Annotated in this window: 24 protein-coding genes; 15 read left to right on the top strand and 9 right to left on the bottom strand. The window is 69.4% G+C overall.

The window, feature by feature from the left end:
* The first annotated feature begins 328 nt into the window (after positions 1 to 328).
* The 3 genes from FOH10_RS31980 to FOH10_RS31970 are packed head-to-tail and all read left to right on the top strand — an operon-like array spanning position 329 to position 3,873.
* The gene (locus tag FOH10_RS31980; RefSeq protein WP_143983438.1) at positions 329 to 1,162 is read left to right on the top strand and encodes a hypothetical protein; all 834 of its coding nucleotides are present in this window, start codon (positions 329 to 331) and stop codon (positions 1,160 to 1,162) included.
* Between the two features lie 30 nt (positions 1,163 to 1,192).
* The gene (locus FOH10_RS31975) at positions 1,193 to 3,121 is read left to right on the top strand and encodes a fumarate reductase/succinate dehydrogenase flavoprotein subunit (protein ID WP_143983437.1); all 1,929 of its coding nucleotides are present in this window, start codon (positions 1,193 to 1,195) and stop codon (positions 3,119 to 3,121) included.
* A gap of 2 nt (positions 3,122 to 3,123) precedes the next feature.
* Complete coding sequence (locus FOH10_RS31970) at positions 3,124 to 3,873, top strand: succinate dehydrogenase/fumarate reductase iron-sulfur subunit (RefSeq protein WP_029932395.1); 750 nt, start codon at positions 3,124 to 3,126, stop codon at positions 3,871 to 3,873.
* Positions 3,874 to 4,287: 414 nt separating this feature from the next.
* Here FOH10_RS31970 and FOH10_RS31960 read toward each other — a convergent pair whose 3' ends face one another.
* Together FOH10_RS31960 and FOH10_RS31955 are read right to left on the bottom strand one after the other, a co-directional pair.
* Positions 4,288 to 4,491 carry a DUF397 domain-containing protein gene (locus tag FOH10_RS31960; protein WP_039807980.1) on the bottom strand — a complete coding sequence of 68 codons (204 nt, stop codon included), beginning with the start codon at positions 4,489 to 4,491 and terminating at the stop codon, positions 4,288 to 4,290.
* Positions 4,488 to 5,390 (bottom strand): helix-turn-helix domain-containing protein, encoded by a 903-nt coding sequence (locus tag FOH10_RS31955; protein ID WP_052373757.1) that lies wholly within the window; start codon positions 5,388 to 5,390, stop codon positions 4,488 to 4,490. Before FOH10_RS31955 ends, FOH10_RS31960 begins: the two co-directional genes overlap by 4 nt.
* A 476-nt stretch (positions 5,391 to 5,866) precedes the next feature.
* Here FOH10_RS31955 and FOH10_RS31950 point away from each other — a divergent pair, with 476 nt between their 5' ends.
* Together FOH10_RS31950 and FOH10_RS31945 are read left to right on the top strand one after the other, a co-directional pair.
* Positions 5,867 to 6,070, top strand: coding sequence for a hypothetical protein (locus FOH10_RS31950; RefSeq protein ID WP_029932399.1), 204 nt, complete (start codon positions 5,867 to 5,869; stop codon positions 6,068 to 6,070).
* The gene (locus FOH10_RS31945; RefSeq protein ID WP_143983436.1) at positions 6,051 to 6,251 is read left to right on the top strand and encodes a hypothetical protein; all 201 of its coding nucleotides are present in this window, start codon (positions 6,051 to 6,053) and stop codon (positions 6,249 to 6,251) included. Before FOH10_RS31950 ends, FOH10_RS31945 begins: the two co-directional genes overlap by 20 nt.
* A gap of 315 nt (positions 6,252 to 6,566) precedes the next feature.
* On the opposite strand, the gene FOH10_RS31940 is transcribed toward FOH10_RS31945, so the two are convergent.
* From FOH10_RS31940 to FOH10_RS31925, 4 genes are all read right to left on the bottom strand, one after another.
* Complete coding sequence (locus FOH10_RS31940) at positions 6,567 to 7,499, bottom strand: DNA-3-methyladenine glycosylase family protein (RefSeq protein ID WP_143983435.1); 933 nt, start codon at positions 7,497 to 7,499, stop codon at positions 6,567 to 6,569.
* A 105-nt stretch (positions 7,500 to 7,604) separates the two neighbouring features.
* Complete coding sequence (locus FOH10_RS31935) at positions 7,605 to 10,364, bottom strand: FAD-binding and (Fe-S)-binding domain-containing protein (RefSeq protein ID WP_143983434.1); 2,760 nt, start codon at positions 10,362 to 10,364, stop codon at positions 7,605 to 7,607.
* A gap of 228 nt (positions 10,365 to 10,592) precedes the next feature.
* The gene (locus tag FOH10_RS31930) at positions 10,593 to 10,907 is read right to left on the bottom strand and encodes a hypothetical protein (RefSeq protein ID WP_039807994.1); all 315 of its coding nucleotides are present in this window, start codon (positions 10,905 to 10,907) and stop codon (positions 10,593 to 10,595) included.
* A complete protein-coding gene (locus tag FOH10_RS31925) occupies positions 10,904 to 11,140 on the bottom strand; it encodes a hypothetical protein (RefSeq protein WP_029932404.1) in 237 nt (78 codons plus the stop codon). Before FOH10_RS31925 ends, FOH10_RS31930 begins: the two co-directional genes overlap by 4 nt.
* Before the next feature lie 176 nt (positions 11,141 to 11,316).
* Between FOH10_RS31925 and FOH10_RS31920 the strand changes: the two genes are divergently transcribed.
* The 4 genes from FOH10_RS31920 (at position 11,317) to FOH10_RS31905 (ending at position 15,455) form a co-directional block, all read left to right on the top strand.
* Positions 11,317 to 13,197: an ABC transporter ATP-binding protein gene (locus FOH10_RS31920; protein WP_143983433.1), complete on the top strand. Its 1,881-nt coding sequence runs from the start codon at positions 11,317 to 11,319 to the stop codon at positions 13,195 to 13,197.
* 132 nt (positions 13,198 to 13,329) lie between these two features.
* Complete coding sequence (locus FOH10_RS31915) at positions 13,330 to 13,887, top strand: TetR/AcrR family transcriptional regulator (RefSeq protein ID WP_143983432.1); 558 nt, start codon at positions 13,330 to 13,332, stop codon at positions 13,885 to 13,887.
* Positions 13,884 to 14,435: a hypothetical protein gene (locus FOH10_RS31910; RefSeq protein ID WP_143983431.1), complete on the top strand. Its 552-nt coding sequence runs from the start codon at positions 13,884 to 13,886 to the stop codon at positions 14,433 to 14,435. Before FOH10_RS31915 ends, FOH10_RS31910 begins: the two co-directional genes overlap by 4 nt.
* Positions 14,436 to 14,498: 63 nt before the next feature.
* Positions 14,499 to 15,455, top strand: a complete 957-nt coding sequence (locus FOH10_RS31905; RefSeq protein WP_143983430.1) for a class I SAM-dependent methyltransferase — start codon at positions 14,499 to 14,501, stop codon at positions 15,453 to 15,455.
* Positions 15,456 to 15,507: 52 nt separating this feature from the next.
* On the opposite strand, the gene FOH10_RS31900 is transcribed toward FOH10_RS31905, so the two are convergent.
* Positions 15,508 to 16,503, bottom strand: coding sequence for an oxidoreductase (locus tag FOH10_RS31900; protein ID WP_143983429.1), 996 nt, complete (start codon positions 16,501 to 16,503; stop codon positions 15,508 to 15,510).
* A gap of 66 nt (positions 16,504 to 16,569) precedes the next feature.
* On the opposite strand from FOH10_RS31900, the gene FOH10_RS31895 reads away from it, so the two are divergent.
* On the top strand, positions 16,570 to 18,429 hold the full coding sequence (locus FOH10_RS31895; protein ID WP_186000644.1) for a vWA domain-containing protein: 1,860 nt from the start codon (positions 16,570 to 16,572) through the stop codon (positions 18,427 to 18,429).
* 11 nt (positions 18,430 to 18,440) lie between these two features.
* On the opposite strand, the gene FOH10_RS31890 is transcribed toward FOH10_RS31895, so the two are convergent.
* Positions 18,441 to 19,256 carry an enoyl-CoA hydratase/isomerase family protein gene (locus FOH10_RS31890; protein WP_143983428.1) on the bottom strand — a complete coding sequence of 272 codons (816 nt, stop codon included), beginning with the start codon at positions 19,254 to 19,256 and terminating at the stop codon, positions 18,441 to 18,443.
* 160 nt (positions 19,257 to 19,416) lie between these two features.
* Between FOH10_RS31890 and FOH10_RS31885 the strand changes: the two genes are divergently transcribed.
* On the top strand, positions 19,417 to 19,839 hold the full coding sequence (locus FOH10_RS31885; protein ID WP_143983427.1) for a hypothetical protein: 423 nt from the start codon (positions 19,417 to 19,419) through the stop codon (positions 19,837 to 19,839).
* Positions 19,840 to 19,891: 52 nt separating this feature from the next.
* Complete coding sequence (locus FOH10_RS31880) at positions 19,892 to 20,335, top strand: PaaI family thioesterase (protein ID WP_143983426.1); 444 nt, start codon at positions 19,892 to 19,894, stop codon at positions 20,333 to 20,335.
* A gap of 86 nt (positions 20,336 to 20,421) precedes the next feature.
* Here the strand turns inward: FOH10_RS31880 and lon are convergent, their stop codons facing one another.
* Positions 20,422 to 22,770: an endopeptidase La gene (gene lon, locus FOH10_RS31875; protein WP_303628132.1), complete on the bottom strand. Its 2,349-nt coding sequence runs from the start codon at positions 22,768 to 22,770 to the stop codon at positions 20,422 to 20,424.
* Positions 22,771 to 23,114: 344 nt separating this feature from the next.
* Here lon and FOH10_RS31870 point away from each other — a divergent pair, with 344 nt between their 5' ends.
* Genes FOH10_RS31870 through FOH10_RS31860 form a run of 3 tightly spaced genes read left to right on the top strand, consistent with a single transcriptional unit; the run spans position 23,115 to position 25,961 of the window.
* On the top strand, positions 23,115 to 23,465 hold the full coding sequence (locus FOH10_RS31870; RefSeq protein ID WP_143983424.1) for a hypothetical protein: 351 nt from the start codon (positions 23,115 to 23,117) through the stop codon (positions 23,463 to 23,465).
* Between the two features lie 2 nt (positions 23,466 to 23,467).
* Positions 23,468 to 24,709 carry a hypothetical protein gene (locus FOH10_RS31865; RefSeq protein ID WP_143983423.1) on the top strand — a complete coding sequence of 414 codons (1,242 nt, stop codon included), beginning with the start codon at positions 23,468 to 23,470 and terminating at the stop codon, positions 24,707 to 24,709.
* 28 nt (positions 24,710 to 24,737) lie between these two features.
* On the top strand, positions 24,738 to 25,961 hold the full coding sequence (locus tag FOH10_RS31860; protein WP_143983422.1) for a DUF8176 domain-containing protein: 1,224 nt from the start codon (positions 24,738 to 24,740) through the stop codon (positions 25,959 to 25,961).
* The last annotated feature ends 10 nt before the right edge of the window (positions 25,962 to 25,971 follow it).

The raw sequence follows: 25,971 nt of genomic DNA, 5'->3' as shown, positions 1-25,971 counted from the left end.
CCTCACGCAGCACAGGCCATCACAGACTTGTTGCTGCCGTGTGACGGCCGGTGGACCGGTTTTCCAGGATCGGATTTCGTTTCGGTGCGCGATTCGATGAATCTCACTGGGCTCGTGCCTGGTTCGTGAGGGTTGCGGTCTGTTCACCGCCGCAGCTCACCCCCGACTCACCGGGGAAATGTGGCGCAAATCACGGGTTTGCGGGCGGGTCCGAATTCCCGGGACAGTGCTCGAGTGATAGCGCACCTGTCGTAAGGTGCTGGGCATCACATTCGATGCCGGAGGTAACGATGACGTTCCACGGGGTAGAGCAGCGAGGCATCCAGCAGTGAGCGCCGCACCGACGAGCGCCCCGGAGTCGGGCGCCACCGGAGTATTCAGCAAGAGCCGTGCCGCTATTGCGAGCCGCACCCTCCGTACCGACCGTTGGTGGCTACCGCCACTGATCACGGTGCTCGGCCTGGGCACATTCGTCGTCTACGCGACCATCAGGTCGTTTGTGCGCGAGGCGTACTGGGTCGACGAGTACCGCTATCTGACACCGTTCTACTCACCGTGCGTGAGCGATTCCTGTGTCGCGGGCTCCGCGCACTTCGGGACGCCGGTGGGCGAGCTGCCGATGTGGATTCCGCTCGGCTTCCTGGTGCTGCCGCTGCTGCTGGGCTTCCGGCTCACCTGCTACTACTACCGCAAGGCCTATTACCGGTCGGTGTGGCTGTCGCCGCCCGCCTGCGCCGTCGCCGAACCGCACGCCAAGTACACCGGCGAGACCCGGCTGCCGCTCATCATCCAGAACTCGCACCGCTACTTCTTCTACGCGGCGCTGGTGGTGACCCTCATCAACACCTATGACGCGCTCTACGCGCTGACGAACTCCGACGGCAGCTTCGGGCTGGGTCTGGGCAATCTGGTCCTGCTGATCAATGTGGTGATGCTGTGGGCGTACACGCTGTCGTGCCACTCCTGCCGCCACGCCACCGGCGGACGGCTCAAGAACTTCTCCAGCAATCCGGTGCGGTACCGGCTGTGGACGCAGGTCTCCCGGCTCAACACCCGGCACATGCAGTTCGCCTGGATCACGCTCGGCACGCTGATGCTGACCGATTTCTACGTCATGTTGGTCGCGAGCGGGACCATCAGCGACCTCCGGTTCATCAACTGATCATCCCCATCGTCAGGAGTATTCGGTCCTATGCCTGAAGTCGAACGGCACACATACGACGTCGTCGTGATCGGTGCCGGTGGCGCCGGACTGCGCGCGGTCATCGAGGCGCGCGAACACGGACTCTCGGTGGCGGTGGTGTGCAAATCGCTGTTCGGCAAGGCGCACACCGTCATGGCCGAGGGCGGATGCGCCGCCGCCATGGGCAATGCCAATGAGAAGGACAGTTGGCAGACCCATTTCAAGGACACCATGCGCGGCGGCAAGTTCCTCAACAACTGGCGGATGGCCGAACTGCACGCGCAGGAGGCCCCGGACCGGGTGTGGGAACTGGAGACCTACGGCGCACTGTTCGACCGCACCAAGGACGGCCGGATCTCGCAGCGCAACTTCGGTGGGCACACCTACCCCCGGCTCGCGCACGTCGGCGACCGCACCGGGCTCGAGCTCATCCGCACCATGCAGCAGAAGATCGTCTCGCTGCAACAGGAGGATTTCGCGGAGACCGGCGACTACGAGGCGCGCATCAAGATCTTCCAGGAGTGCACCGTCACCGAACTGCTCAAGGACGGCGACCGCATCTCCGGCGCGTTCGGCTACTGGCGCGAGTCGGGCCGGTTCATCCTCTTCGAAACCCCGGCGGTGGTGCTGGCCACCGGCGGTATCGGCAAGTCGTACAAGGTGACCTCGAACTCCTGGGAGTACACCGGCGACGGCCACGCGCTCGCGCTGCGGGCCGGGGCCACGCTCATCAATATGGAGTTCCTGCAGTTCCATCCGACCGGCATGGTCTGGCCGCCCAGCGTGAAGGGCATCCTCGTCACCGAGGGCGTGCGCGGTGACGGCGGCGTGCTCAAGAACTCCGAGGGCAAGCGGTTCATGTTCGAATACATCCCCTCGGTGTTCAAGGGGCAGTACGCGGAGTCGGAAGAGGAGGCCGACCAGTGGCTGAAGGACAACGACTCCGCCCGGCGCACACCGGATCTGCTGCCGCGTGACGAGGTGGCGCGAGCCATCAACGAGGAGGTGAAGGCGGGCCGGGGTACCCCGCACGGCGGGGTGTACCTGGATATCGCCTCGCGCCTGCCCGCCGCCGAGATCGTGAAGCGGCTGCCGTCCATGCACCACCAGTTCAAGGAGCTGGCGGATGTGGACATCACGAAGGAGCCGATGGAGGTCGGGCCGACCTGCCACTACGTCATGGGCGGCATCGAGGTGAATCCGGATACCGGCGCGGCGACCGTCCCCGGATTGTTCGCGGCCGGTGAGTGTTCCGGCGGGATGCACGGCTCCAACCGGCTCGGCGGCAACTCGCTGTCGGATCTGCTGGTCTTCGGTCGCCGCGCGGGCCTGGGCGCGGCCACCTACGTGGAGGGGCTGAGCGAGCGTCCCGCCATCGCGGACGCCGACATCGCCGCGGCCGCGAAAGCCGCTCTGCAGCCGTTCGATCCGCCGACCACCGGGCCGGGGGAGAACCCGTACACGCTGCACACGGATATGCAGCAGACCATGAACGATCTGGTCGGCATCATCCGCAAGGAGCATGAGCTGAAGCAGGCCGTCGAGAAGCTCTCCGAACTGCGGGACCGCTTCGACGACGTGACCGTGGAGGGGCACCGGCAGTTCAATCCGGGCTGGCACCTGGCCATCGATCTGCGAAATATGTTGCTGGTCAGCGAATGTGTGGCGCAGGCGGCGCTGCTGCGCACCGAGAGCCGGGGCGGGCACACCCGCGACGATCACCCCGGTATGGATCCGGTGTGGCGCAACAAGCTGCTGGTGTGCCGGGTCGATCCGGACGAGGTGGGCTTCACGGTGCCGTCGGTGACGGTGACACCGGAGGAACAGCCGCCCATGCGCGCCGACCTGCTCGCGCTGTTCGACCTGCAGGAACTCGAGAAGTACTACAGCCCAACCGAACTCGCGGCTCATCCCGCGTCCGGGAAAGGGGATGCCTAGCCATGGGGTACGAGGCGAAATTCAAGGTCTGGCGCGGCGACACCGAGGGCGGTGAGCTGCAGGATTTCACCGTGGAGGTGAACGAGGGCGAGGTGGTGCTCGACATCATCCACCGCCTGCAGGCCACCCAGGCTCCCGATCTGGCGGTGCGGTGGAACTGCAAGGCGGGCAAGTGCGGTTCCTGCTCGGCCGAGGTGAACGGGCGGCCGCGGCTGCTGTGCATGACCCGCATGTCGACGTTCACCCAGGACGAGGTGGTGACGGTGACGCCCATGCGCACCTTCCCCGTGATCCGGGACCTGGTCACCGATGTGTCGTACAACTACACGAAGGCGCGCGAAATCCCGTCCTTCACGCCGCCCGCGGATCTGAAACCGGGTGAGTATCGGATGCGGCAGCAGGATGTGGAGCGGTCGCAGGAATTCCGCAAGTGCATCGAATGCTTCCTGTGCCAGAACACCTGCCACGTGGTGCGCGATCACGAGGAGAACAAGGTCTCCTTCGCCGGCCCGCGGTATCTGATGCGCATCGCCGAACTGGAAATGCATCCGCTGGACGTGGCGGATCGCCGGGAACTCGCCCAGGACGAGGCCGGACTCGGTTACTGCAATATCACCAAGTGCTGCACCGAGGTGTGCCCGGAGCACATCAAGATCACGGACAACGCTTTGATCCCGCTGAAGGAGCGGGTGGTGGACCACAAGTACGATCCACTGGTCTGGCTGGGCAACAAGCTCTTTCGCCGCAAGTAGACGCCGCCTCCGGCCCGCTTTTGGCTGGAATCCACCCGTGATTCCAGCCAAAACCACGTCGGAACGGCATCGGGGTGGTCACAGCATCTCCACCACGCCGACGGCGACCGCCGCCACCAATACACCGACCGCCAGCGCGGGTACCAATGCGCCGGTCAGTACGAATATGCCTACCGCCGATACCGCGAAGAGCATTCCAACGATCAGACGTTCGACCCAATCGTCCGGGAGCAATTTGCGGTACCGGGGCGGATGAGAATTCCTGAGCCCTCGGTCCACGCATATTGGATTACCCGTACTTAGCGCGGGCAAACATACTGCCGTTGCCGAACGGGTGCACAATCGTGATCTTCCCGGGGATGGGAGGGAACGCCACGGCGGCGGGCAGGTGGGGTACGCCCGCCGCCGGGGTCGTCAGGCGTCGAACGCGCCCTCGGTGATCTCCGTGGTGAAGCTCGACCAGTCGCCGCCCGCGAAGATCAGGGCGGGGCCGTCCGGATTCTTGCTGTCGCGGACGCCGACCCGGTCGTCCGGCAGGAACGCCACCTCCACGCATTCCTTGCCCGCGCCGCTGCGACTGCTCTTGAACCAGTGCGCCCCGGCCAGATCCATAGTCATGCCGAAAACTCCTTCGCCACCTGCCGCAGCAGGTTCCTACTGGTTTGGATGTCCGACGCGCAGCGCTCCAGACAATCCAGTGCCCGGCTGTAGCGCTGCACGTCGCCTTGTCGTTCCAGATACAGATCCCCGGTGAAGCCCTCGACATAGACCACCGGCGGCTCCACCGGCTGCCCTCTGCCGTCGGTTCCGAACTCGAGAATCACGAACGGGCCGGTGGAAAGTCCCAGCGGGACACCGGCGCTGAAGGGCAGGATGCGCAGCGCGACATTGTCACGGGTGCTCAGCTCCGCCAGGTGCCGCACCTGCGCCGCCATCACCTTGGCACTTCCCACCAACCGGTGCAATACCGATTCGTGCAACACCATTGCGACGCTGGCCGGATGGTGACGGCGGGTGATCAGGGCCTGGCGCTGCATCCGCAACTGCACGCGCCGCTCCAGCTCCGCCTCGGAGTCGTCCGGGTATCCGAGCCGGTTGAGGGCGCGCGCGTAGTCGGCGGTTTGCAGCAGGCCGGGTACCAGTTCGGACTGGTAGCAGGAAAGCTGCTGCGCGGATGCCTCCAAACCCACATAGACGTCGAAATTCTCCGGGATGAGGTCGCCGTAGGAATGCCACCAGCTTTTCACCGCGGCCTGCTGGGCCAAACCCTTGAGACCCTCGGCGATCTCGTCGGGGATGCCGTAGATACGGCACAGCTCCTGGATATCGATGGTGCGAATGCGATCGGCATTGCCCTTCTCGAGGCGCTGCAGGGTGCTGGCGCCCCACTCCATGAGTTTGGCGGCCTCCGCGATGGTCAATCCTGCCTGGGTGCGCCAATCCCGCAGATAGCGGCCGAGCTGACGGCGCGGCAGCGTCGAGGCGGCGCTCGGGGAATTCGCGGGACCAACTGACACAGCGCGCTCCGTTCTCGATTGTTCACGCGCGGGCGGTCACCAAAACGCTGAAAGTCTTGCAGCACACCGGCTCCCGCCCGGTACGCAGATCGGTGTTCATCGACAGCATGGCAGGGGGGCTTCGTCCACTATGGACAATCCTGCTCTCCCGAGCGGATTCGCTGCTGGGAATTCGCGCGTTTTTCCGTGGGAATCTGTGAAATCACTACGCCGAATGTCTGCTCATGGTGTGCTGAGAATGTGCCCGGGGCGGACAGCACCTCGGCCCCTACCTTGACTGAAACCTCCGGGCACGCTCCACAACTCGCACGCAGGGACAGGATTCACACGCAGGAACGAGGAGTTATGGCTGAACGCGTCACCCCCCGTCGTATCCGCAGTCGTATCCACACCGCCCGTCTGGCAAACGGGTGGACAACCTGGGATTGTCACCCTCCGACGCCACACCGCACGGTGTGCGCGGCGGGAGTGGCGTAATGCAGCTGACCTCCTTGAACATGCATGTCGCCGGGCTCATGCGGTGCCGGACCGACCCCGGCATCATGACCGTCGACCAGGCGCACGCGGCCATGCAGATGCACCTGGACTGCACGGTGGACACCTGTCGGGTGCGGCGGCGGGCCCGCGCCACCCTCGTCGACGAGGGGCGGTGTGTTCTCGATGAGCGCGCCCTGCCGTAACCGCACCGCCGCGCGCGGACCGGATCTGCTCGACCGCGCCACCCACCGGCTGGTGTGGTTGCTGGTCGATATTCGGCGGGCCCTGCTCGCCGCACCGACCCGGCAGCCACCCGGACCCGCCCGCGGGACGTGGCATGCCGAACCGGGCACGTCTGGGGAAGGCGCCCGGCAGCGCCGGTAGATCCGGTGAGATTCCGACATCGCGACGGGCGTTGATCACCCCCGGTCACACCCGCGCGAAGGTCGGCGTCGGGTCCGGGGCGGCCGTCACACCGCCGAACGGCCGCCCCGGGCCCGACTTTCATCACCGCACAGACAAGCCCGGTCGTGACGCCACGGCTTCGCCCGCGTCGGGGCGCGCAAGCGTCGCAGCGGACGGCCGATCCGAAACCATACAGCCTCACCTCGGCCACCGTCATGATGTCGGCGGTGGCGCGGTCGGCCTCTGGCAGGCGCGGCGGCCTGTGCCGTCGATCGCGGGACGTGCGCCGCGGCGTCAGATGCGGCTGTGATCGGTGTACGGGGTGCGGGGGCCGAATTTGGGCTTGTGGGCGAAACCCGCCAGCTCCAGGAGGCGCACCGCGCGATAGCGGTGGGGGCGCAGCGGTTCCATGTACTCGACCATGGCGTCGTCGTCGATGGGGCGGCCGAGCAGGGTCCAGCCCATGGTGGCGGCCAGGTGGAAGTCACCCACGGACAGGGCGTCCGCGTCGCCGAAGGCGCGCTGGGCGATTTCGGCGGCGGTCCAGACGCCGATGCCCGGCACGGTGCACAGCAGTCGCGCGGCGGCCGCGTGGTCCAGGTCCGCCGCCCGCTCCAGCTTCGCGGCCATGCGAGCCGCCAGCACAATGGTTTTCGAGCGCTGCGGGCCGACATTGGCGCGGTGGTAGACCCAGGACGGGATATGACGCCAGGTCTCGGCGTCCGGCATCAGGCGCAGGCCGTCCGGGGCCGGGCTCGGAGCGGGAGTCCCGTAGCGCCACACCAGCTTCCGCCAGGACTGATGCGCGGTGACCGTATGCACCTTCTGCTCCAGCACCGCCGGGACCAGCGCCTCGAACACCCGGCCGGTGCGCAGCATGCGCAGGCCGGGATTGCGCCGCAGCGCCTCGGCGATCTTGGGGTGCGCCGGGGCGAAACCGCTCAGGTCCTCGTCCAGGCACAGCATCCCGGGCAGCCGTTCCAGGAACTCCTCCGCACCCGGCCCCCAGGCATCGGCGTCGACCCCGTGCCGGTCGGCCTGGCGCAACCGATACGTCACCGGCCCGCTGGGCAGACGCGAGGCATGCCAGTGCGCGCCGTCGCGGGTGATGCGGTAGCAGGGGTCACCGGGACCGCGCCGCAGCGGCAGGACGGTATCGGCCAGATCGATCGGACGATCGGAGCGCACGGTCCGCGTTCGCGCGGTCTCCGTCGTCGCTGAGGTCACCGCGCCATTCTGCGCTATCGCGCGGACGGTACGGACCGGTATCCCGCCACCGGGTGAGCCGCGCCACCCCAGGCGGCAATAAGGCGCGGTGGTTCATCGCTCGGCTCAGGTGTCCCGCAGGAATTGGGCGAGGTGCTGGGCGGGGCGTCCGGCCAGTTGGTGGGCCTGGGTGCGGCAGGAGAAGCCGTCGGCCAGGAAGACGGCGTCGGGGCCCGCCGCGCGCAGGGCGGGCAGCAGGTTGTTCTCGGCGATCGCGACCGAGAGGTCGTAGTGGCCGCGCTGCATGCCGAAGTTGCCGGCGAGGCCGCAGCAACCGGCGATCGGGACCACCGTCGCGCCGGTGCGGGCGAGGACCTCGCGGTCGGCGGCGAAGCCCATGATCGCGTGCTGGTGGCAGTGCGGCTGCACCACCACCGTGGTGGCGGCGCGATCGGGTGGCCGCCACCGCGGCTGCTCCAGCAGGAATTCGGCCAGGGTCCGCACCGCCGCCGCCACCCGGGCCGAGCGCTCGTCGCCGGGCAGCAGGCGGGGCAGGTCGTCGCGCAGGGCGGCGGTGCAGGACGGTTCCAGCCCGATCACCAGGCCACCGGCGCGCACATGGTCGGCGAGGGCGTCCACGGTGGCGCGCAGCCGGGTGCGCGCGCCGTCCAGCTGTCCGGTGCTGATCCAGGTCAGGCCGCAGCACACCCGGCGCTCGGGAATCCGCACCCGGTAGCCCAGTGGTTCGATGAGGTCCACTGCGGCCGAAGCGATATCGGGGTCGAAGCCGTCGGTGAAGGTGTCCACCCACAGCATCACCTCCGGGCCGACGGCCGTGCTGCCGGTCCAACCGCGACGGAAACTCTTGTGCGCCAGTGCGGGCACCGGTCGGCGTGGATCTATTCCGGCCGCGCGCAAGCCGATTCGACGCAGCGGGCCGATCTTCGCGAGGGCGTTGACCGGCCGGGCCAGATGCGAGGCAGCCGCCAGCCACCCCGGCAGCCGCCCGAGCGAGTAGTGGTCGAGCGGGCGGCGTCGCCCCCGATAGCGGCGGTGCAGGGTCTCGGATTTGTAGGTCGCGATATCCACACCGGCCGGGCAGTCCGCATGACATGCCTTGCAGGACAGGCAGAGATCGAGGGATTCCGCCACCGCGTCCGAACGCCAGTCGAGCGCGCCGCGCGCCACCTCCTGGAGTACGCGGGCGCGGCCGCGGGTGCTGTCCTTCTCGTCGGCGGTGGCCAGATAGGAGGGGCACATGAAGCCGCCGGAGGCGCCGGTATCGGCACGGCATTTGCCGACGCCCACACAGCGGTGCACCGCGGTGCCGATATCGCCGTCGCCGGGGTAGGCGAAGCCGTCGGCGGCGGGCACCGGCCGCAGCCCGGCCAGTCGAAGATCGGTGTCGATCGGACGCGGGTCGACCAGCACCCCGGGGTTGAGCACGTCATCCGGATCGAACAGCGCCTTGAATCCGGCGAAGGCGGCCAGGGCGGCGGGGGAGTACATGCGCGCCAACAGTTCCGAGCGGGCACGACCGTCCCCGTGCTCGCCCGACAGTGAACCGCCGAACTTCACCACCTGATCGGCGGCATCCTCCAGGAAGGACCGGAAGCGTTGCGGTGCATCGGCGATCGGCAGATCCAGGCGCACATGGATACAGCCGTCGCCGAAGTGACCGTAGAGCAGGCCGTCCAGGCCGTGATCGCGGGTGAGGGCCTGGAATTCGCGCAGATACGCGCCCAGACGCTCGGGCGGGACGGCGGCGTCCTCCCAACCGGGCCAGGCCGGAGTGCCGTCGGGGGTGCGACCGGCCAGCCCGGCACCGTCGGCACGAATCCGCCAGAGTGCCTGGGCCACAGCGATATCGGTGACGATTCGGGAATCGAGCGCGTGGGCGGTGCGGCACAACCGTTCAGCCGCCGCCCGCACCTGATCGGGGGTGTCGCCGCCGAACTCCACGAACAGCCAGCCGCCGCCGCGCGGGAGCTCCGGCACCGTGCCGCGATGCGCTCGCACCGTGTCGACCAGGCGAGCGTCCAGACCCTCCACCGCGATGGGCGCGTCCGCCATGACGGCGGCGATATCGTCCGCGGCGGTGGGCATATCGGGATAGCCGAGCACGACCAGCACGGTGGCGGCCGGGATGGGCACGAGACCGACGGTCGCCTCCAGGAGCAGGCCACAGGTGCCCTCGGTGCCGACGAAAGCCTTGGCGATCGACGAACCGCGTTCCGGGAGCAGGTGTTCCAGCGAATAGCCCGATGCCTGCCGATCGAAGCGTCCCAGTTCGGTGCGGATGAGGGCCAGGTTCGCGCGAGTGAATTCGGGCAGCCCCGGTACCGCGGCCGGATCGTCGGCGAGGGTGCGCTCGACGCCGGTACCGTCGAGAATGCGAAGCTCTCGCACCGTATCCGAGGTGCGCCCCCAGGCCACGGCGCGCGGGCCGCAGGCATTGTTGCCGATCATGCCGCCCAGCGTGCAGCGGTTCTGCGTGGATGGGTCCGGTCCGAAGCGCAGGCCGTGCGCGGCCGCCGCGCGCTGCAGGGTGGACAGCACCACCCCCGGCTGCACCCGGGCCAGTGCGCGTTCGGCGTCCACCTCCAGGATCGCGTGCATATGCCTGCTGAAATCCAGCACGATCCCGGGCCCGATCGCATTGCCCGCCACCGAGGTTCCGCCCCCGCGCGCGGTCACCGGCAAACCCTCCACCAGTGCGAAGGCCAGGGTGGATTCCACATCCGCGACGGTGCGCGGGAAAACGACCGCTCGGGGCGGCACCCGGTAGTTCGAGGCGTCGGAGGAATACTCGGCACGCCGCCGCGGCGAGGCGTCCACCTCGCCCGCGATCCGGCCCCGCAGCGCCCGCTCCAGCGAATCGGTCACGCTGTCAGCCTAGGCGTCCCGCCGCAGCGAAGGTGTCCACCGGCGGGGAGCCGCATGAGATATCGGTGGGGAGTCCGGTCGGCGCGTGACCGGGATACGAACGCTACGGCCATCCGGGCTTCGTGGCCGACCATCCGCCGGCACATCCCGATCTCCGGACATCCCGGCGGCGGACGCCGCGCTGGGCACAGCCGGATCGTCCGTCGTGCCGGGCGATCGGACATGTCTTCACAGGTACAGCCGCGCGATGCGGGTGGCGATGTCGTCCATGGTGTCCTGGTCGATGACCGCGATGGGTTCGCCGGTGAGCCAGTCGCTGGGCAGGGTGGTCGGCGCGACCAGGACGGCGGTGCCCACGGTGCCGAGATCGTAGAGGTAGGCCCCGGCGGCGGGGCGTAGTTGCGGCCCGACCACCTGGACCACCAGGCGCAGGCCGGGCTGATCGTTGTTGTAGTTGTCGCCGGAGACGACCAGGAACATGGTGCCGCCCGGCATGACCGTGGCCGCCTGGGTGAGGATGATGTGGCCCCGCTGGGCGATCACCCACGCACTCCGCGGGCCGCCTGGAAGGCGGCGGCCTGTTGCTGCGCCCAATCGCCGCCCAGCAGTTTGTGCTGTTCCATCAGCGCCACGTCATTGCGCCGGGCATCGGCGTAGGTGACGCGGTCGATGGTTTCGGCGATCCAGGTGGAGAGGGGTTTCCCGGCGGCCGCGGCGGCGGCCCGAGCCGCAGCGGCCACCCGATCGGGCATGGTGATGCTGAGCTTCTCGGTCACACCGAAAATGCTACTGGCGGTCCGGAGCACGGGGGAGACCGCGGCGGGCCGGGCGCGGCGTTTCGCCCGGAGCGAAGGCGTGTCGCCCGGCGGATGGGCTTGCTCTCAACCTTTGTTGAGGTCTTACTGTCGGTGCCCTCGGGTTCCATAGACCCGAAGCGGTGAGGAGAGCGAGCATGAGTATCGAATCCGTGGCGTGGGATCAGCTGTACCGGCAGGTGCACGCGCCCAACGAGCAGCGGCCGCTGCGACTGGCGACGGCACGGCGGATTCTGGCCTTCGCCGAGCGGCATCACCGCAGGCTGCTGGCCTTCCTCGGCTTCAGCGTGATCTCGGCGCTGCTGGCGGTGGCCGGTCCGGTTCTCGCCGGACGGGTCGTGGACGGCATCGTGCAGGGATCCGCGCCGCGCGTGGTGGTGACGCTGGCGATCGTCATCGGCGTGGTGGCCGTGCTGGATGCCGCACTGGGCCTGATCATCCGGTGGCTGTCGGCGCGCATCGGCGAGGGTCTGATCTTCGACCTGCGCACCGCGGTGTTCGACCATGTGCAGCGCATGCCGGTGGCCTTCTTCACCCGCACCCGCACCGGTGCGCTGGTGAGCCGCCTCAACAACGATGTCATCGGCGCCCAGCGGGCCTTCAGTTCCACGCTGTCCGGGGTGGTCACCAATCTGGTGACGCTCGTGCTCACGCTGGCCGTCATGCTGCGGCTGTCCTGGCAGATCACGCTGCTCGCACTGGTGCTGCTGCCGGTGTTCGTGCTGCCCGCGCGGGCCATGGGGCGCCGGCTGGCCGGAATCCAGCGGGAGGCGGCCGGACTCAATGCCGCCATGAGCACGCAGATGACCGAACGGTTCTCCGCCCCCGGCGCGACCCTGGTGAAGCTGTTCGGGCGACCGACGCAGGAGTCCTCGGAGTTCGCGCTGCGGGCGGGTCGGGTGCGCGATATCGGCGTGCGCACGGCCATGTTGCAGACCGTGTTCATCACCGCGCTGACCCTGGTGTCGGCGCTGGCCATCGCGCTGGTGTACGGCCTGGGCGGGTTCTACGCCCTGCGCGGACAGCTGGAAGCCGGTGCGGTGGTGTCGCTTTCGCTGCTGCTGACCCGGCTGTACTCGCCGCTCACGGCGCTGGCCAGCGCCCGGGTGGACATCATGTCGGCGCTGGTGAGCTTCGAGCGGGTCTTCGAGGTGCTGGATCTGAAGCCGCTCATCGAGGATGCGCCCGATGCGCGGGCGGTGCCGGACGGACCGGTGTCGGTGGAACTGGACGCGGTGGACTTCGGCTATCCGTCGGCGGACAAGGTGTCGTTGGCCTCGCTGGAGGAGGTGGCGACGCTGGACACCCGCGGCGGCGAACAGGTGCTGCACGAGGTGTCGCTGCGCGCCGAGCCGGGTCAGATGGTGGCGCTGGTCGGCTCCTCGGGGGCCGGGAAATCCACCATCGCGCAACTGGTTTCGCGGCTCTACGACGTGGACTCCGGAGCGGTGCGGCTGGGCGGGGTGGATGTGCGGGAGCTGAAGGGCAGCTCCATCCAGGCCACCGTCGGGCTGGTCACCCAGGACGGGCACCTGTTCCACGACACCATTCGCAACAATCTGCTGCTGGCCCGGCCCGAGGCCGACGACGAGGAACTGTGGGACGCGCTGCGCCGGGCGCGCCTGAGCGAGCTGATCGCATCGCTGCCCGACGGCCTGGACACCGTGGTCGGCGAGCGCGGTTACCGGCTCTCGGGCGGTGAACGGCAGCGGCTGACCATTGCCCGGCTGCTGTTGCGGCAGCCGCGCGTGGTGATCCTGGACGAGGCCACCGCCTCGCTGGACTCGACCTCGGAGGCGGCGGTGCAGGCGGCGCTGGCCGAGGCGCTCGACGGGCGGACGGCCCTGGTCATCGCGCACCGGCTGTCGACGATTCGCCATGCCGATCAGATCGTGGTGCTCGAGCACGGGCGGATCGTGGAGCGCGGCACGCACACTCAGTTGCTGGCGGAGCAGGGGCGGTACGCGGAGCTGTACCGGACCCAGTTCGCGGACGACAGCCAACCGGCGGCGGCCTGAATTCGGCTGCGCGACGCCACTTCTCCTCCGGGCGCGGTGCCTTTCGGCACCGCGCCCGTGCTGTTCGGGGGGTTGCGGGCGTCCTTCTCGGCATTTATTATGACTGAACAGTCAGTCATAATAGGAGTGATCATGTCCCCCAAACGGGTCGACAAGACCGCGCGGCGACAGGAGATACTCGACGCCGCCGTGCGGGTCTTCGCACGGAAAGGGTTCGCCGCCTCCCGGATCGACGATGTCGCCGCCGCGGCGGGCATCGCCAAGGGCAGCGTCTACCTGTACTTCGACAGCCGCGACGCGCTACTCGAGGCAGCCTTCGAGCAGTACAGCGCCGAGGCACTGGCCGCCGTCCAGCGTGCCGTCGACGGCGATGCCCCGGCGCTGGACCGGCTCGCCGACTTGGTGCGCGGCGTCTTCGAAGTCTTGGCGGGCGCACCCGACCACGCCCGCATCCTCTTCGACCTGTGGGCCACCGACTACATGAAGGACGTGTACCGCGAGCAGCGGCGCGTCATCGCCGGACTGCTCGCCGACATCCGGCCGGACCTGGGGGAGGCGCATGCGACGGTGATCGTCGGCGTCATCGAGGGGGTGCTGTTGCAGTGGCTCGTCGATCCCGACGTGCCCATCGGAAAGCTGGCCCAGCCGATGCTGGATATCGTGCTCGACGGATTGCGAGAACGCCCATGACCTCCCGCTCCATCTCCGACTACCTCATCGCACCCGACGCCACCCGCGCCGAGCGCGTCCTCGGCTACGGCGCGGCCACGCTCGGCGCCGCCGGGGCCGCCGCACTCGCGGTGCACGCGGAATTGTCCGCGCTGGCCGTCGGGGTCATCGCCGTCATCGCCTTCGACCTGTTCGGCGGGTCGGTGGTCAATGCCACCGCCTCGGCCAAACGGCATTTCCACCGGCCCGGCCGCACCGCGCGGCACCACCTCGGATTCGTGGCCATCCATGTGCAGCCGTTCCTGCTCGCCCTGGTGGTGCCCGACTTCGCCTGGTACAGCGCGGCATTCGTGTACCTGCTGGCGCTGGGCGGCGCACTGGCCGTCCTGGCCGCACCCGCCGAGTCGCGCCGACCGCTCGGTTTCGCGTGGGTGACGCTCGCGCTGCTGATACCCCTCGACATTCCGGCCGTGCTGCTCTGGCTCACACCGGTGCTGCTGATCAAGCTGCTGCTGGCGCATCTGCAACCCGATGAGGTGCGCGGCACGGTCGCGCCGTCGGCCCGGTAGCCGCGTGTTGCCGAAACAGCAAGGAAAATTGCCATACCGGCGGAGGCGATTAGCGTCGTAGCCATGGGCGCACAGACACACGGACATACCCACGAACACGCGCACGGTGGCCACGACCACGGACACGGCGGCCACGGCCACCTGACCCACGACGGCATCGACTGGTCGACCCGCATCGGACACCTGCGGCGGGAGGACGCGGTGGCGGCCGAGGCCAGTGCCGGTATCGCGGCGCGCCTGGTCGGCGGCCTGCCCGCCGGGGCCACCATTGTCGATATCGGCTCCGGCGCGGGCGGTCAGGCGGCGGCCTTCGCGACCGCCCTCGCGGCCCGCGGCGGCGGGCGCATCGTGCTGGTGGACGCCGTCCCGGAGCTGCTGACCGCCGCCGAGGAGGCCGTGCACACCGCACTGGGCGGAGGCGTCGCGGCGGAATCGGTGCACGTGGACAAGGTGCACGCCGACGCGGCCGCCGATGAACTGCTGGACCGCGTACCCGCGGCCGACCTGGTCTGGGCGGCCCGTGCGGTCCACCATCTCCCCGACGAGCAGGCCGGTGTGCACCGACTCGCCCGGCTGGTGCGCGACGGCGGCTACCTGGCGCTGGCCGAGGGCGGATTGGCCACCCGCTATCTGCCCTGGGATCTGGGTCTGGGTGAGCCCGGCCTGCAGGACCGCCTCAATGCCGCTCGCGATATCTGGTTCGCGCGGATGCGCGCGGATATGCCCGGATCGGTGCGCATGCCGTACGGGTGGGGCGTCGCGCTGGCGAAAGCCGGTATGGCGGAGGTGACCTCGTTCAGCGTGCTCACCGACCATCCCGCGCCCGCCGCCCCGGCGGTGCGCGAGGCCGTGGTGGAGTGGCTGAGCATGATGAGCGAGCGCATGGACGAGGAGCTGTCCGAAACGGATCGGGACGCGCTGCGGGCGCTGCTCGACCCGGCGGCCGACACCTACGTCGGTCGCCGCGACGACATCTTCCTGCTCAGCGCCGCCACCGTGCACGTGGGCCGCCGCGGCTGAACCTCCGACGGCACTCGACGCGAGCGACCGCAGACCGTTGCGAGCGCCGTGCTCAGAACTCTCCGGCCACACCGAGGACGGTGCGCCCGGAGTGGGTGCCGTCCAGGATCGAGCGCAGCACCCGCGGGGCGTCGGTGACCGGCGCGTAGTTCTCCAGCAGCGAAAGATGGCGCGGTTTCAGGTCTTTCGCCAGTCGCGCCCAGAGTTCCCGCCGGGGTTCGATGGGCAGGTTCACCGAGTCCACCCCCAGCAGGGACACGCCGCGCAGGATGAAGGGCAGCACCGTGGTGGGCAGGTCCGGACCGCCGGTCAGCCCGGACACCGCCACGGAGCCGCCGTAGTTCACGGTGGAGAGAATGTGGGCGAGCGAGCGGCCGCCCACGCTGTCGACCACACCGGCCCACCGCGACTTGCCGAGCGGACGGATCTTGGCATCGGGATCCTCGGGCAGGCGGCCGATCACCGATGCCGCGCCGAGGGTGCCGAGCAGCTCACCGGCGTCGGTCTTGCCGGTGGAGGCCACCACCTCGAAACCGAGACCGGCCAGGATGTCCACCGCGACACTGCCGACCCCGCCGGTCGCGCCGGTGACCAGCACCGGCCCGGACTCGGGGGTGAGTCCGCGGTCCAGCAGGGCCTGCACGCTCAGGGCGGCGGTGAAACCGGCGGTGCCGAGTGCGGCGGCCTCGCGGGGGGTGAGGCCCTCCAGCGGTACCACCCACTCCGCCGGAACGCGGGCGTACTCGGCGAATCCACCATTGCGTGAAACACCGATCTCGTAGCCGTGGGCCAGCACCGGATCGCCGGGCGCGAAGGCCGGGTCCTCGGACGACAACACCTCACCGGTCAGGTCGATACCCGGAATGATCGGGTATTCGCGAACCACCCCGCCGCGCGGCGTAATGGCCAGACCGTCCTTGTAATTCGCACTGGAGAAGTGCACCTTGATCGTGACCGTGCCCGCGCCGAGGAAGTCGTCGCCGACCTCCTCGCGGGCCAGCACCACGGTGCCGTCGGATTCGCGTGCCACCATCGCCGAGAACGCCATGCAGCCGAGCATAGGCCGTCCGTCGAGTCGTGACGGAGTGGTAGCGGCGGTAGCGTCTGGTCCGTTATGCGCATTTCGAGGAAGTTCATCACGGTGGTCGCCGTGGGGCTGGCCGGGCTCGGACTCGGCACGGCACCCGCCCACGCGGAACCGGAAACGCCCTACGCACCGACCATGATCATTCTCGACGCCTCGGGATCCATGCGGCGTCCCGACCCGGCGGGCACCATGATGGACGCCGCCAGAAACGCCGTACGCACCTTCGTCGACAGCGCACCCGCCACGGCCCGCGTGGGGCTGGCCACCTACGGCACCGGCACCGGAAACGACGAGGCGGAGAAGGCGGCCGGATGTCGGGACGTCCGGATCCTGCGGCAGGCGGACACGCTCGACCGCGCGGCCCTCACCGATGCGGTGAACGGTATCGAAGCCCGCGGCTGGACGCCGATGGGCACCGCGCTGCGCGAGGCCGCCGCCGCGCTGCCGGCGGACGAACCGAGATCCATCGTGCTCGTCTCCGACGGCGAGGACACCTGTGCACCACCCGATCCCTGCGATGTGGCACGGGAATTGAAGCAGCAGGGCGTCGATCTGACGGTGCACACCATCGGCTTCGCCGTCGACGACGCCGCCCGCACGCAACTGACCTGCATGGCCGAGGCCACCGGCGGCAGCTACAGCGACGCCGCGGACGGGGCCGCGCTGGAACGGATGCTGCCGAAGGTCACCACTGCCGCACTGCGCGACTATCAGGCGGCGGGCACACCCATCACGGGCACCGCCGACTACACCGATGCGCCCGTGGCGCGACCGGGACATCATCTCGATACCCTGGGCCAGCACGAGAAACGGTTCTACGCCGTCGACGTGCCGCAGGGTGCGACCGCCTACTTCAGCGGCATCATGTCCTACCCCCGCGTATCGGACGTCTCGATCGTCGACGACTACAACACCCTCGAAACACGGGTCTACGGGCACGACGGCACCGACTGCCGGGAACGGGAGCGAGAACAGGCCGGACGCTCCAGCGATGGCGTGACGCTGACCGTCAGCGAGACGTGGCGCGGAGCCGCCGAGGAGGGCCGGGACGCCACCGACCAGTGTGCGGGCGCGGGCCGGTACTACTTCTCGGTGGAATGGGACAACGTCTCCGAGGGCGTGCCCGCCCGGCTGCCACTGGAGATCCTCGTCGGAATCGAACCCGCCGCGATCGATCCCGGACCCGTCGCGGTGCTCCCCGCCATCACCTTCGTGCCTCCGACCACCGCGGCGCAGCCGGTGACCGGCGGCGGCTCCTTCAATTCGGCTACCGCACTGGATGGTTCGGGCCGCTACAGCGACATCCTCCGACCGGGTGAGTACGTCTTCTACCGGGTGCGGCTGGGCTGGGGGCAGGGGCTGGCATATCGGGTGAACTTCGAGGCCAACGACGCCCGTGGGCTGTCGGCCATCTCGAATATCACCACCACCCTGTACTCGCCGCTGGCCGAGGAGATCGACTCGGACTCACACGTCTACACCGGGAGCGCCGGGGTGCTGCCCACCGGCGATTCGGCCATCGCGACGGTGCCGATCCGGTACAACAACCGGGCCGCCGACCAAGCCGACGTGCGCGAACAGTCGGTGGCGGGCTGGTATTACATCGCGGTCAAACTGGGTTCGGCCGCAGCGGACGGACAGACGCCGGTACCGGTCCACCTCGACCTGACCGTCGCCGGGACCGCGGAGAGCGGACCGACCTATGCCGACGACACCGGGAACGGCGTGCTCGGGGAGGGCAAGGCCCCGGTGACGAGCGCGCCGACCGCGACCGGCGCCGAAGCCGAGCCGCGGCGCGGCCTCGTGCTGGCGGCGGTCGGCGGGGTCGGCGCGGCCGTGCTTCTCGGCGGCGCGCTGCTGATCGCGCTGCGCAGGCGACGCGGCTGAGGTCCGAGCGGTCAGGAGAACTTCGGGGCGCGCTTGCCCAGGAAGGCGGCGATACCCTCCTGACCGTCCGCGGAACCGGCGGCTGCGGAGATGAAATCCGCCTCGGTGTTCATCTGCTCCTCCAGGGTGTGGCCATGCGTGACCAGGAGCAGCTTCTTGACGTGGGCGTTGGCGGTCCTCGGGCCCGCGGCGAACTGTTCGGCCAGGTCGTCGACGGTGGCGGCGAGGTCGGCGTCGGGGACCACGCGGTGCAGCAGGCCCCACTCCAGCGCCTCGGCGGCCCGCAGGGTGCGGTTGGTGAGCATGAGTTCCTGGGTGCGGCGCAGGCCGATCAGGCGGGGCAGGTAATAGGAGGAACCGCCGTCGGGGCTCAGGCCCGCGCGGGTGTAGGCCATGGCGAAGGCGGCCGATTCGGCCGCGACCACCAGGTCACCGGCAATGGCCAGGCTGAAGCCCGCGCCCGCCGCGGTGCCGTTGACGGCCACCAGGAGCAGGGCGTCCATCCGGGCGAACGAGGACATGGCCTGATGCAGATCCTCGGCGAGGGATTTCACGTACGCGCCCGGACCCTCCTCGGCGGTGGCCATCCCCTTGAGATCGCCGCCGGCGGAGAAGAAGCGGCCCGCGCCGGTGAGGATCACGACCTTCAGCGTCGGATCGTCGACGCACTGTCCGGCCGCGGCGGCCAACTCCCGGCCGAGGGCGGCGTTGATGCCGTTGGCGGCCTCGGGACGATTCAGCGTGATGCGGGCGATATCGCCGGTCCGCTCGAACCGGATCGTCTCGAACTCGGCCGTGATCTCAGGTCGCTCGCTGCGCTCGCTCATGGATGATCCCTTTCGTCGCTTGCGGACAGCATGGCAAATCCGGCTGCCGGAGGTGCTGCCGAGGCCCCGTTTCGCATTCGGTATCGGGGGCATAACAGTTCGTGTCCGATGGGTTCGGGCCGTCGTATGCTCGAGCGCAGTTTTTCGTGGAGGAGCATCGGTGAGCGGTTCCAATATGCAGCGGCACGCGTCGGCAGTGAAAACCTCCGAGTTGGAGCTGAGTTCGACCGGTAGTAGGCGAAAAGTCAACGGCGAGTGGGCCGTTCCTACCCATATTCGCGCGGAATCGCCGAAAGGCACTGTGACAGTGGACTTCACCCGCGCGTTCTGTCCACACCGCGAGATCGATATGCGAGTCGACGTCGGTTCCGGATCGGTGGTGCTGGTGGTGCCGCGCGGATGGCGGGTACACCTCGACGAGGTTCGCACCGACGCCGGACGCGTGGTGAACCGGGTCAAGCGCAAGCCGTTCCCGGGGGCCCGCGTGGTGCGGGTGAGCGGACATGTCGAGTCCGGCGTGGTGAAGGCCCGCTATCCGTACCGGTACCTCGGGACCTGGTTCAAGGGTCGCACTCCGCACTGAGCGGCGGCCGTGCGAGAGTGGGCCTTCCGGCCCATCCGACCCGAGGACCCGCATGCCGCACACTCTCGACCTGGACCTCGCCCGCAAAGTCCTGGACGCCCAGGCCTTCAGCCGACTCGTCGGCGCGCGGATCACCGCCTTCGGCGATGGGTCCGCCACGCTGGAGATACCCATCCGGCCGGAACTGAGCCAACAGTTCGGACTGGTCCACGGGGGCGTACTGGCCTACGCCGCCGACAATGCCCTCACCTTCGCGGCCGGAACGGTACTGGGCGCCAATGTGCTCACGGGCGGGTTCACCATCACCTACCTGCGTCCGGCCGCCGGGGTACTGCTGCGCGCGGTCGCCGAGGTCACCGGAGCAACCAGACGGCAAGCCGTATGCCACTGTGAGATCTACGCCGAGGACGAGAACGGTGAATCGGTGCTGTGCGCGGTCGCGCAGGGCACCACCCGGTCGGTCGAGCGAGAGCTCGACGGCAACGAGGGGTCCTGAGCGGCGGCGATAGCCGAAACGCATTCGGGCCGCGACTGTTTCATGTGAAACAGGCGCGGCCCGAATTATTCGCCGGGTGGTTGCCGTCAGGCGGTTCTGGCGAACCTGCGGTCGTCCAGCGCCGGTTCGGCTACCGGTTCGATGGCGTAGGCCAGGATGTCGGCCACATCGGCGACGGGCCGGACGTCCAGGGCCGCCAGCACTTCGGCCGGAACCTCGTCCAGATCCGGCTCGTTGCGGGCCGGAATGAAGACGGTCTTCAGGCCCGCGCGCTGGGCCGCCATCAGCTTCTGCTTGACGCCGCCGATGGGCAGCACCCGGCCGTTGAGGGTGACCTCGCCGGTCATGCCGACATCGGCGCGCACCTTGCGGTCCAGGGCCAGCGAGACCAGGGCCGTGACCATGGTGACGCCCGCCGACGGGCCGTCCTTCGGCACCGCGCCCGCCGGGAAGTGGATGTGGATATTGCGATCCAGCACCGACGGTTCGATACCGATCTCCTCCAGGTGGGAGCGCACGTAGGTGAGGGCGATCTGCGCCGACTCCTTCATGACGTCACCCAGCTGGCCGGTGAGCGTGAGCGAACGCTCACCCTCGGCGGCATTGGCCTCGATGTAGAGCACGTCGCCGCCCAGGCCGGTGACCGCCAGCCCGGTCGCCACACCCGGGACCGCGGTGCGTTCCACCGAATCCGGGGTGAAGCGGGGACGACCCAGGTAGTCCTTCAGGTTGGGCAGGTCGATGGTCAGCGACGGCGCCTCGGCGGCGTCCTCGTAGCCCAGTGACGTGTCGTAACCCAGTCCGGCGCCGACGACCTGCTCGACACCGTCTCCGGACAGCTTGGTCGCGGCCTTGCGCAGCGCCTTCGCGATCAGCCGTTCCAGCTGCCGCACACCGGCTTCCCGGGTGTAATCGGCCGCGATCTCGCGCAGGGCCGCGTCGGTGATCGAGACCTCCTGCGGGGTCAGGGCATTGCGCTCCAACTGCCGCGGGATGAGGAAGTCCCGGGCGATGGCCACCTTGTCGTCCTCGGTGTAGCCGTCGACCGTGATCAGCTCCATGCGGTCCAGCAGCGGGCCGGGAATGGTCTCCATGACATTCGCGGTCGCGATGAACAGCACGTCGGACAGGTCCAGATCCAGGTCCAGGTAGTGGTCGCGGAAGGTGTGGTTCTGCGCCGGATCCAGCACCTCCAGCAGCGCCGCCGCCGGATCGCCGCGGAAGTCGGAGCCGACCTTGTCGATCTCGTCCAACAGGACCACCGGGTTCATCGAACCCGCCTCCTTCATGGCGCGCACGATCCGGCCGGGCAGCGCACCCACATAGGTGCGGCGGTGACCGCGGATCTCGGCCTCGTCGCGCACCCCGCCCAGGGCGACGCGCACGAACTTGCGGCCCAGCGCCCGCGCCACGGACTCACCCAGCGAGGTTTTGCCCACGCCGGGCGGACCGACCAGCACCAGCACCGCGCCGGAACCGCGCCCGCCCACGACCTCCAGCCCGCGCGCGGCCCGCCGGGCGCGCACCGCCAGGTACTCGACCATGCGGTCCTTCACCTCGTCCAAGCCGTGGTGGTCGGCGTCCAGTACGGCCCGCGCGGCCGCCACATCGGTGCTGTCCGTGGTCTTCTCGTTCCAGGGCAGCTCCAGGACGGTGTCCAGCCAGGTGCGGATCCAGCCCGATTCGGGGCTCTGGTCGCTGGCGCGCTCCAGGCGGCCCACCTCGCGCAGTGCGGCCTCGCGCACGTCGTCGGGCAGGTCGGCGTTCTCCAACCGGGTGCGGTAGTCGTCCGCGCCGTCGGGCTCGTCCTCACCCAGCTCCTTGCGAATGGCGTTGAGCTGCTGGCGCAGCAGGAATTCGCGCTGGGTCTTCTCGACGCCCTCGCGCACATCCTCGCTGATCTTCTCGCTGACCTCGGTTTCGGCGATGTGCGCCTTGGTCCAGGCGATCAGGCTGGTCAGACGGGTTGCGGTATCCGGTGTTTCGAGCAGTTCGCGTTTCTGCTCATTGCTCAGCCACGACGCCCACCCGGCCGCGTCGGCCAGGGCGGACGGATCGGTCAGCTGGTTGACCGCGTCGATGACCTGCCACGCCTCACGACGTTGCAGCACGGCGACGACCAGCTTCTTGTACTCGTCGGCCAGTTCGGTGGTGCGACCGTCGGCGGCGGGCGTCTCGACCTCCTCGGCCTCCACCCACAGCGCCGCCCCCGGCCCGGTCACGCCGTGTCCGATCTTGGCGCGCCGCTCGGCCTTCAGCACCGCGGCGGGCGCACCCCCACGCATCCGGCCGACCTGTTCGATGGTCGCGACCACACCGTAGGTGGCGTACCCCTCCTCCAGCCGAGGCGCGAGCAGCACCTGTTCGACCTTGCCGGCCCGCGCGGCATCGATGGCGGCCTGCGCGGATTCGTCCAGCTCGATCGGCACGACCATGCCGGGCAGCACGATCGGATCGGTCAGGAACAGGACCGGCAGGTTCTGTGCAGTACTCACGTCTTCGACCCCTTCCAAGGTTGAGCGTTACCTACTCAACCCCGCACCCCACGGTCTTGTTCCGACCGACCGGTTCGCCCCTGGCGAACACGCGACGAGCTAGGAAACAGACGCCGAGCGCCCGGTCCGCAGCCGGGCAGTCCGATCCCGGTCGCTCCGGCCACCGGGTCCGTCGAATCCGCCTGGTCCACCGCACCGATTGTCTGGTTCGCCCAGCCGAAATGGGGGGATTCGTGGCAGCATGGCTTGGCATCCACGTCCTCCACCGTTCGGGGAGATCGACTATGAGCAACAGTCCCAATACTTCCGGTGAAGTGGTGTTCGATTACACCGCTTCGGCCGCTTATACCGCTGCCGCCGCCCAGGCTGCCGAGCTGCTGTCCGCGGCGTCCGGTGGGGCCGCGCGGGCTGCCGCGTTCGACCTGTCCGGGTTGGGTGCGCTCGGTGAGGATTTCGCTGTGGCGTGGGCGGCGGCCTGGGGGAATCTCGGGAAGACCGTGGGGACGGCGGCGGTGCTCACCGATGCCTACGGGCAGGCCGTCAAGGCTTGGGGGGAGGTCATGGCGGCCACGGACGCGCACAATGCCGGAGCGATCGGGGCCGCGGTGGCCGATACGACGGTGCGAGAGGTGTAGTCGTGGTCAGGAGCGACGCGGACACCACCACGGTGGTCACCGAGCCCACCATCGTCTCCACGCTGGTCGGACCGCTGCTGCGACTACGGGCGGCGCTCGGTGACGGCGCGCGGCCGGACGCGGCCACCCTGGCGGCGCTCGGGGCCGTGCCCGCCGCCATTCGGGATTCCGACGAACCGCATCGAGTGGGGGCCACCGGACTGGAATCGGCGCGGACGGCGGTGGCGGCGGTGCCCGCCATCACCCGCACGCGCGACGAGGTGGCGGCGCTGGCGGACACCTCGACGGGGCTGGGGGCGACCCTGGCCGCCGCCTACGCCACCCGCGACACCGCCGCGGCCGAACTCGATCAGCTCATCGCCGACTTCCGTTCCAAGGCAACGGTGTTGGCGAACAACGCGCGCTCGCAGGCCGACGCCGACCAGATCGTGGAACTCGCCACCGACTACATCCGCGACGGGGTGCGGGTGGTGCGGACCGCCAACGGCGAGATGGACTCGCACACCGCCACCGTCAACGCGCTCGGGCTGGGTGAGCACGCGCCCCGGGTCAGCGTGCCCACCGGTTTCCATCCCGGCGCGCCCACCTGGAACGGCGTCGGCGGCACCGGCGGCGGTTACTACGGCGCCCCGACGCTGACCTACCGCCCGGACACCGCCACGAACACCGATCCCGTATTGGCCGCGCAGCACGCGCTGCAACTGGCACTGATCAACGGCGGAGTCACCCTGGGCTCCAGCCTCATCGACGCCGGCGTCTCGGTCGGCACCCACCTGATCGACACCGTGGCCGGCGTGATCACCCACGCCATGGACAAGGGCGTGGAGGTGGCGACCACCGGCATCGACGCCCTCGCCACGGTCGGCACCACCGCCGTCACCCAGGCCGTCAACCCCGCCACCGCCAACCAGAACAACAACGGCACCGGCACCACGCCCGGCGGCGAACTGTTCCCCGGCCTGGCACCCGCGGAGCCCGAGATACCCGACGACACACCGGATCTGAGCTTCAACCTCGGCGACGAACCGGTGGAACTCGCCCCGTACCCGACCGCGCCGGATACCGGAAACAGTGCGCCGCAGCAGGATTCGGCCCCGTCGGCGGGACTGCCGGAGGAAGACGCCGGTCCCGGCCCCGGCGGGGTGCTGCCGCCCCCGATCGTCGCCCAACCCGCACCCCAGGAGGAACGCCCACCCCGGCGCGACGGCCAGCTCGGCGTGACACCGGCGGCCCGCACCAGCTGAACCGCCCGCGGACCCCAGGGGGAATCACGTGACCAAGGATCAGACCCCGAACCCATTCGTCCTGGGCGGCGGAACGGGCCTGCCCGCCTACGCCGGAATGCCCGACCTCGCACCGGCTCCCGCACCCGAACCGGAGCCCGCGAAATCCGAGGAGCCGGAACCGGATTACGGCGGCCCCGCCGCCAGCGTCACCGACAACGGCGACAACTGGGGGCAACCCACCAACGCCCACTACGCGGACCACGACCACGAGGACGGTCCCGCCGCGAGCGTGACCGACCGGGGTGAGAGCTGGAACGTGCCCACCGGCCGCGGACGGCACGCCCTACCCGACCCCGAGGACGAGGAATTCGTCTACGGCGCACCGAACCGCGCCGTCGATCCCGTGCTCGGAGCCGACACCACCGGCGTGGACCCGCCCGCGCCGATCCCGGCCAAAGTCGCCGCCCACACCGGCAATTGGGATGAATGGCTCGCCGGACCCGCCCGGGGCCGCGGCGCGGAACACCTGGCGCGTGACACCACCGCGCGCGCCGACGACGACGAGCAGGCCACCCCCGACGACGACACCGGCTACTCCGGTTACAGCGCCACCGCGCGCCGCAGCGTCGTCGACCGGACCGGTCGCATCAAACCGGTACTCGGCCGCCTGACCCCCCGCCGCGACCACGACGACTACGAGGGCACCCGGACGCGCGGCACCCTGGTGGCCGTCGCCACGGTGGGCGCCGCCGCCCTGCTGATCGGTGTCATCGTGGCGGTCAACGTGAACCTCCGCGACACCGCCGACACCGCGGCCGTCACCAGCACGGTCACGCTGGTCCCCGCCACCACCGACAGCGTCGCGCCCGTACCGGAGAACTATCCGCACGCCACCGCCAACTGCTTCGCCACCCGCACCGAGACCACCGTCGTCGGTGCGGGACCCGGCGACCCCGCCACCGCGCCCGGCGCGATCCTGGCCTTCGAATGGGCGTACTACGTCGATCGCAATGCCGCCCGCGCCCGCGAACACGTGGCCGCCGACGCCACCGTGCCCGACGCCGCCACCATCCAGGCCGGAATCGACGAGGTGCCCGACGGCACCCGCTACTGCGTATTCCTCACCCGCGCCGACGCCGACGGCAACACCTGGCAGGTCGAACTGCACGAGCAGTACCCCACCGATCCCAGCCCGCAGAAGTTCGCGCAGATCGTCACCACCCGCACCGACGGGGAACGGGCCCTGATCACCGCCATCTCGAAGCGCTGACCGGGCGAAT

Origin of the sequence: Nocardia otitidiscaviarum (genome assembly GCF_007362295.1) — a bacterium.
In the GTDB taxonomy this organism is placed as follows: Bacteria; Actinomycetota; Actinomycetes; order Mycobacteriales; family Mycobacteriaceae; genus Nocardia; species Nocardia otitidiscaviarum.
Note: the sequence above shows the minus strand (reverse complement) of the source record. Positions and strands in the feature narration are given on the sequence as shown.

Bases quoted from the DNA above. Each gene is read 5' to 3' on its own strand.
- FOH10_RS31975 (WP_143983437.1), top strand. From the start codon at position 1,193: ATGCCTGAAGTCGAACGGCACACATACGACGTCGTCGTGATCGGTGCC.
- FOH10_RS31970 (WP_029932395.1), top strand. From the start codon at position 3,124: ATGGGGTACGAGGCGAAATTCAAGGTCTGGCGCGGCGACACCGAGGGC.
- FOH10_RS31960 (WP_039807980.1), bottom strand. From the start codon at position 4,491: ATGACTATGGATCTGGCCGGGGCGCACTGGTTCAAGAGCAGTCGCAGC.
- FOH10_RS31950 (WP_029932399.1), top strand. From the start codon at position 5,867: ATGCAGCTGACCTCCTTGAACATGCATGTCGCCGGGCTCATGCGGTGC.
- FOH10_RS31945 (WP_143983436.1), top strand. From the start codon at position 6,051: ATGAGCGCGCCCTGCCGTAACCGCACCGCCGCGCGCGGACCGGATCTG.
- FOH10_RS31920 (WP_143983433.1), top strand. From the start codon at position 11,317: ATGAGTATCGAATCCGTGGCGTGGGATCAGCTGTACCGGCAGGTGCAC.
- FOH10_RS31915 (WP_143983432.1), top strand. From the start codon at position 13,330: ATGTCCCCCAAACGGGTCGACAAGACCGCGCGGCGACAGGAGATACTC.
- FOH10_RS31910 (WP_143983431.1), top strand. From the start codon at position 13,884: ATGACCTCCCGCTCCATCTCCGACTACCTCATCGCACCCGACGCCACC.
- FOH10_RS31905 (WP_143983430.1), top strand. From the start codon at position 14,499: ATGGGCGCACAGACACACGGACATACCCACGAACACGCGCACGGTGGC.
- FOH10_RS31900 (WP_143983429.1), bottom strand. From the start codon at position 16,503: ATGGCGTTCTCGGCGATGGTGGCACGCGAATCCGACGGCACCGTGGTG.
- FOH10_RS31895 (WP_186000644.1), top strand. From the start codon at position 16,570: ATGCGCATTTCGAGGAAGTTCATCACGGTGGTCGCCGTGGGGCTGGCC.
- FOH10_RS31890 (WP_143983428.1), bottom strand. From the start codon at position 19,256: ATGAGCGAGCGCAGCGAGCGACCTGAGATCACGGCCGAGTTCGAGACG.
- FOH10_RS31880 (WP_143983426.1), top strand. From the start codon at position 19,892: ATGCCGCACACTCTCGACCTGGACCTCGCCCGCAAAGTCCTGGACGCC.
- lon (WP_303628132.1), bottom strand. From the start codon at position 22,770: ATGGTCGTGCCGATCGAGCTGGACGAATCCGCGCAGGCCGCCATCGAT.
- FOH10_RS31870 (WP_143983424.1), top strand. From the start codon at position 23,115: ATGAGCAACAGTCCCAATACTTCCGGTGAAGTGGTGTTCGATTACACC.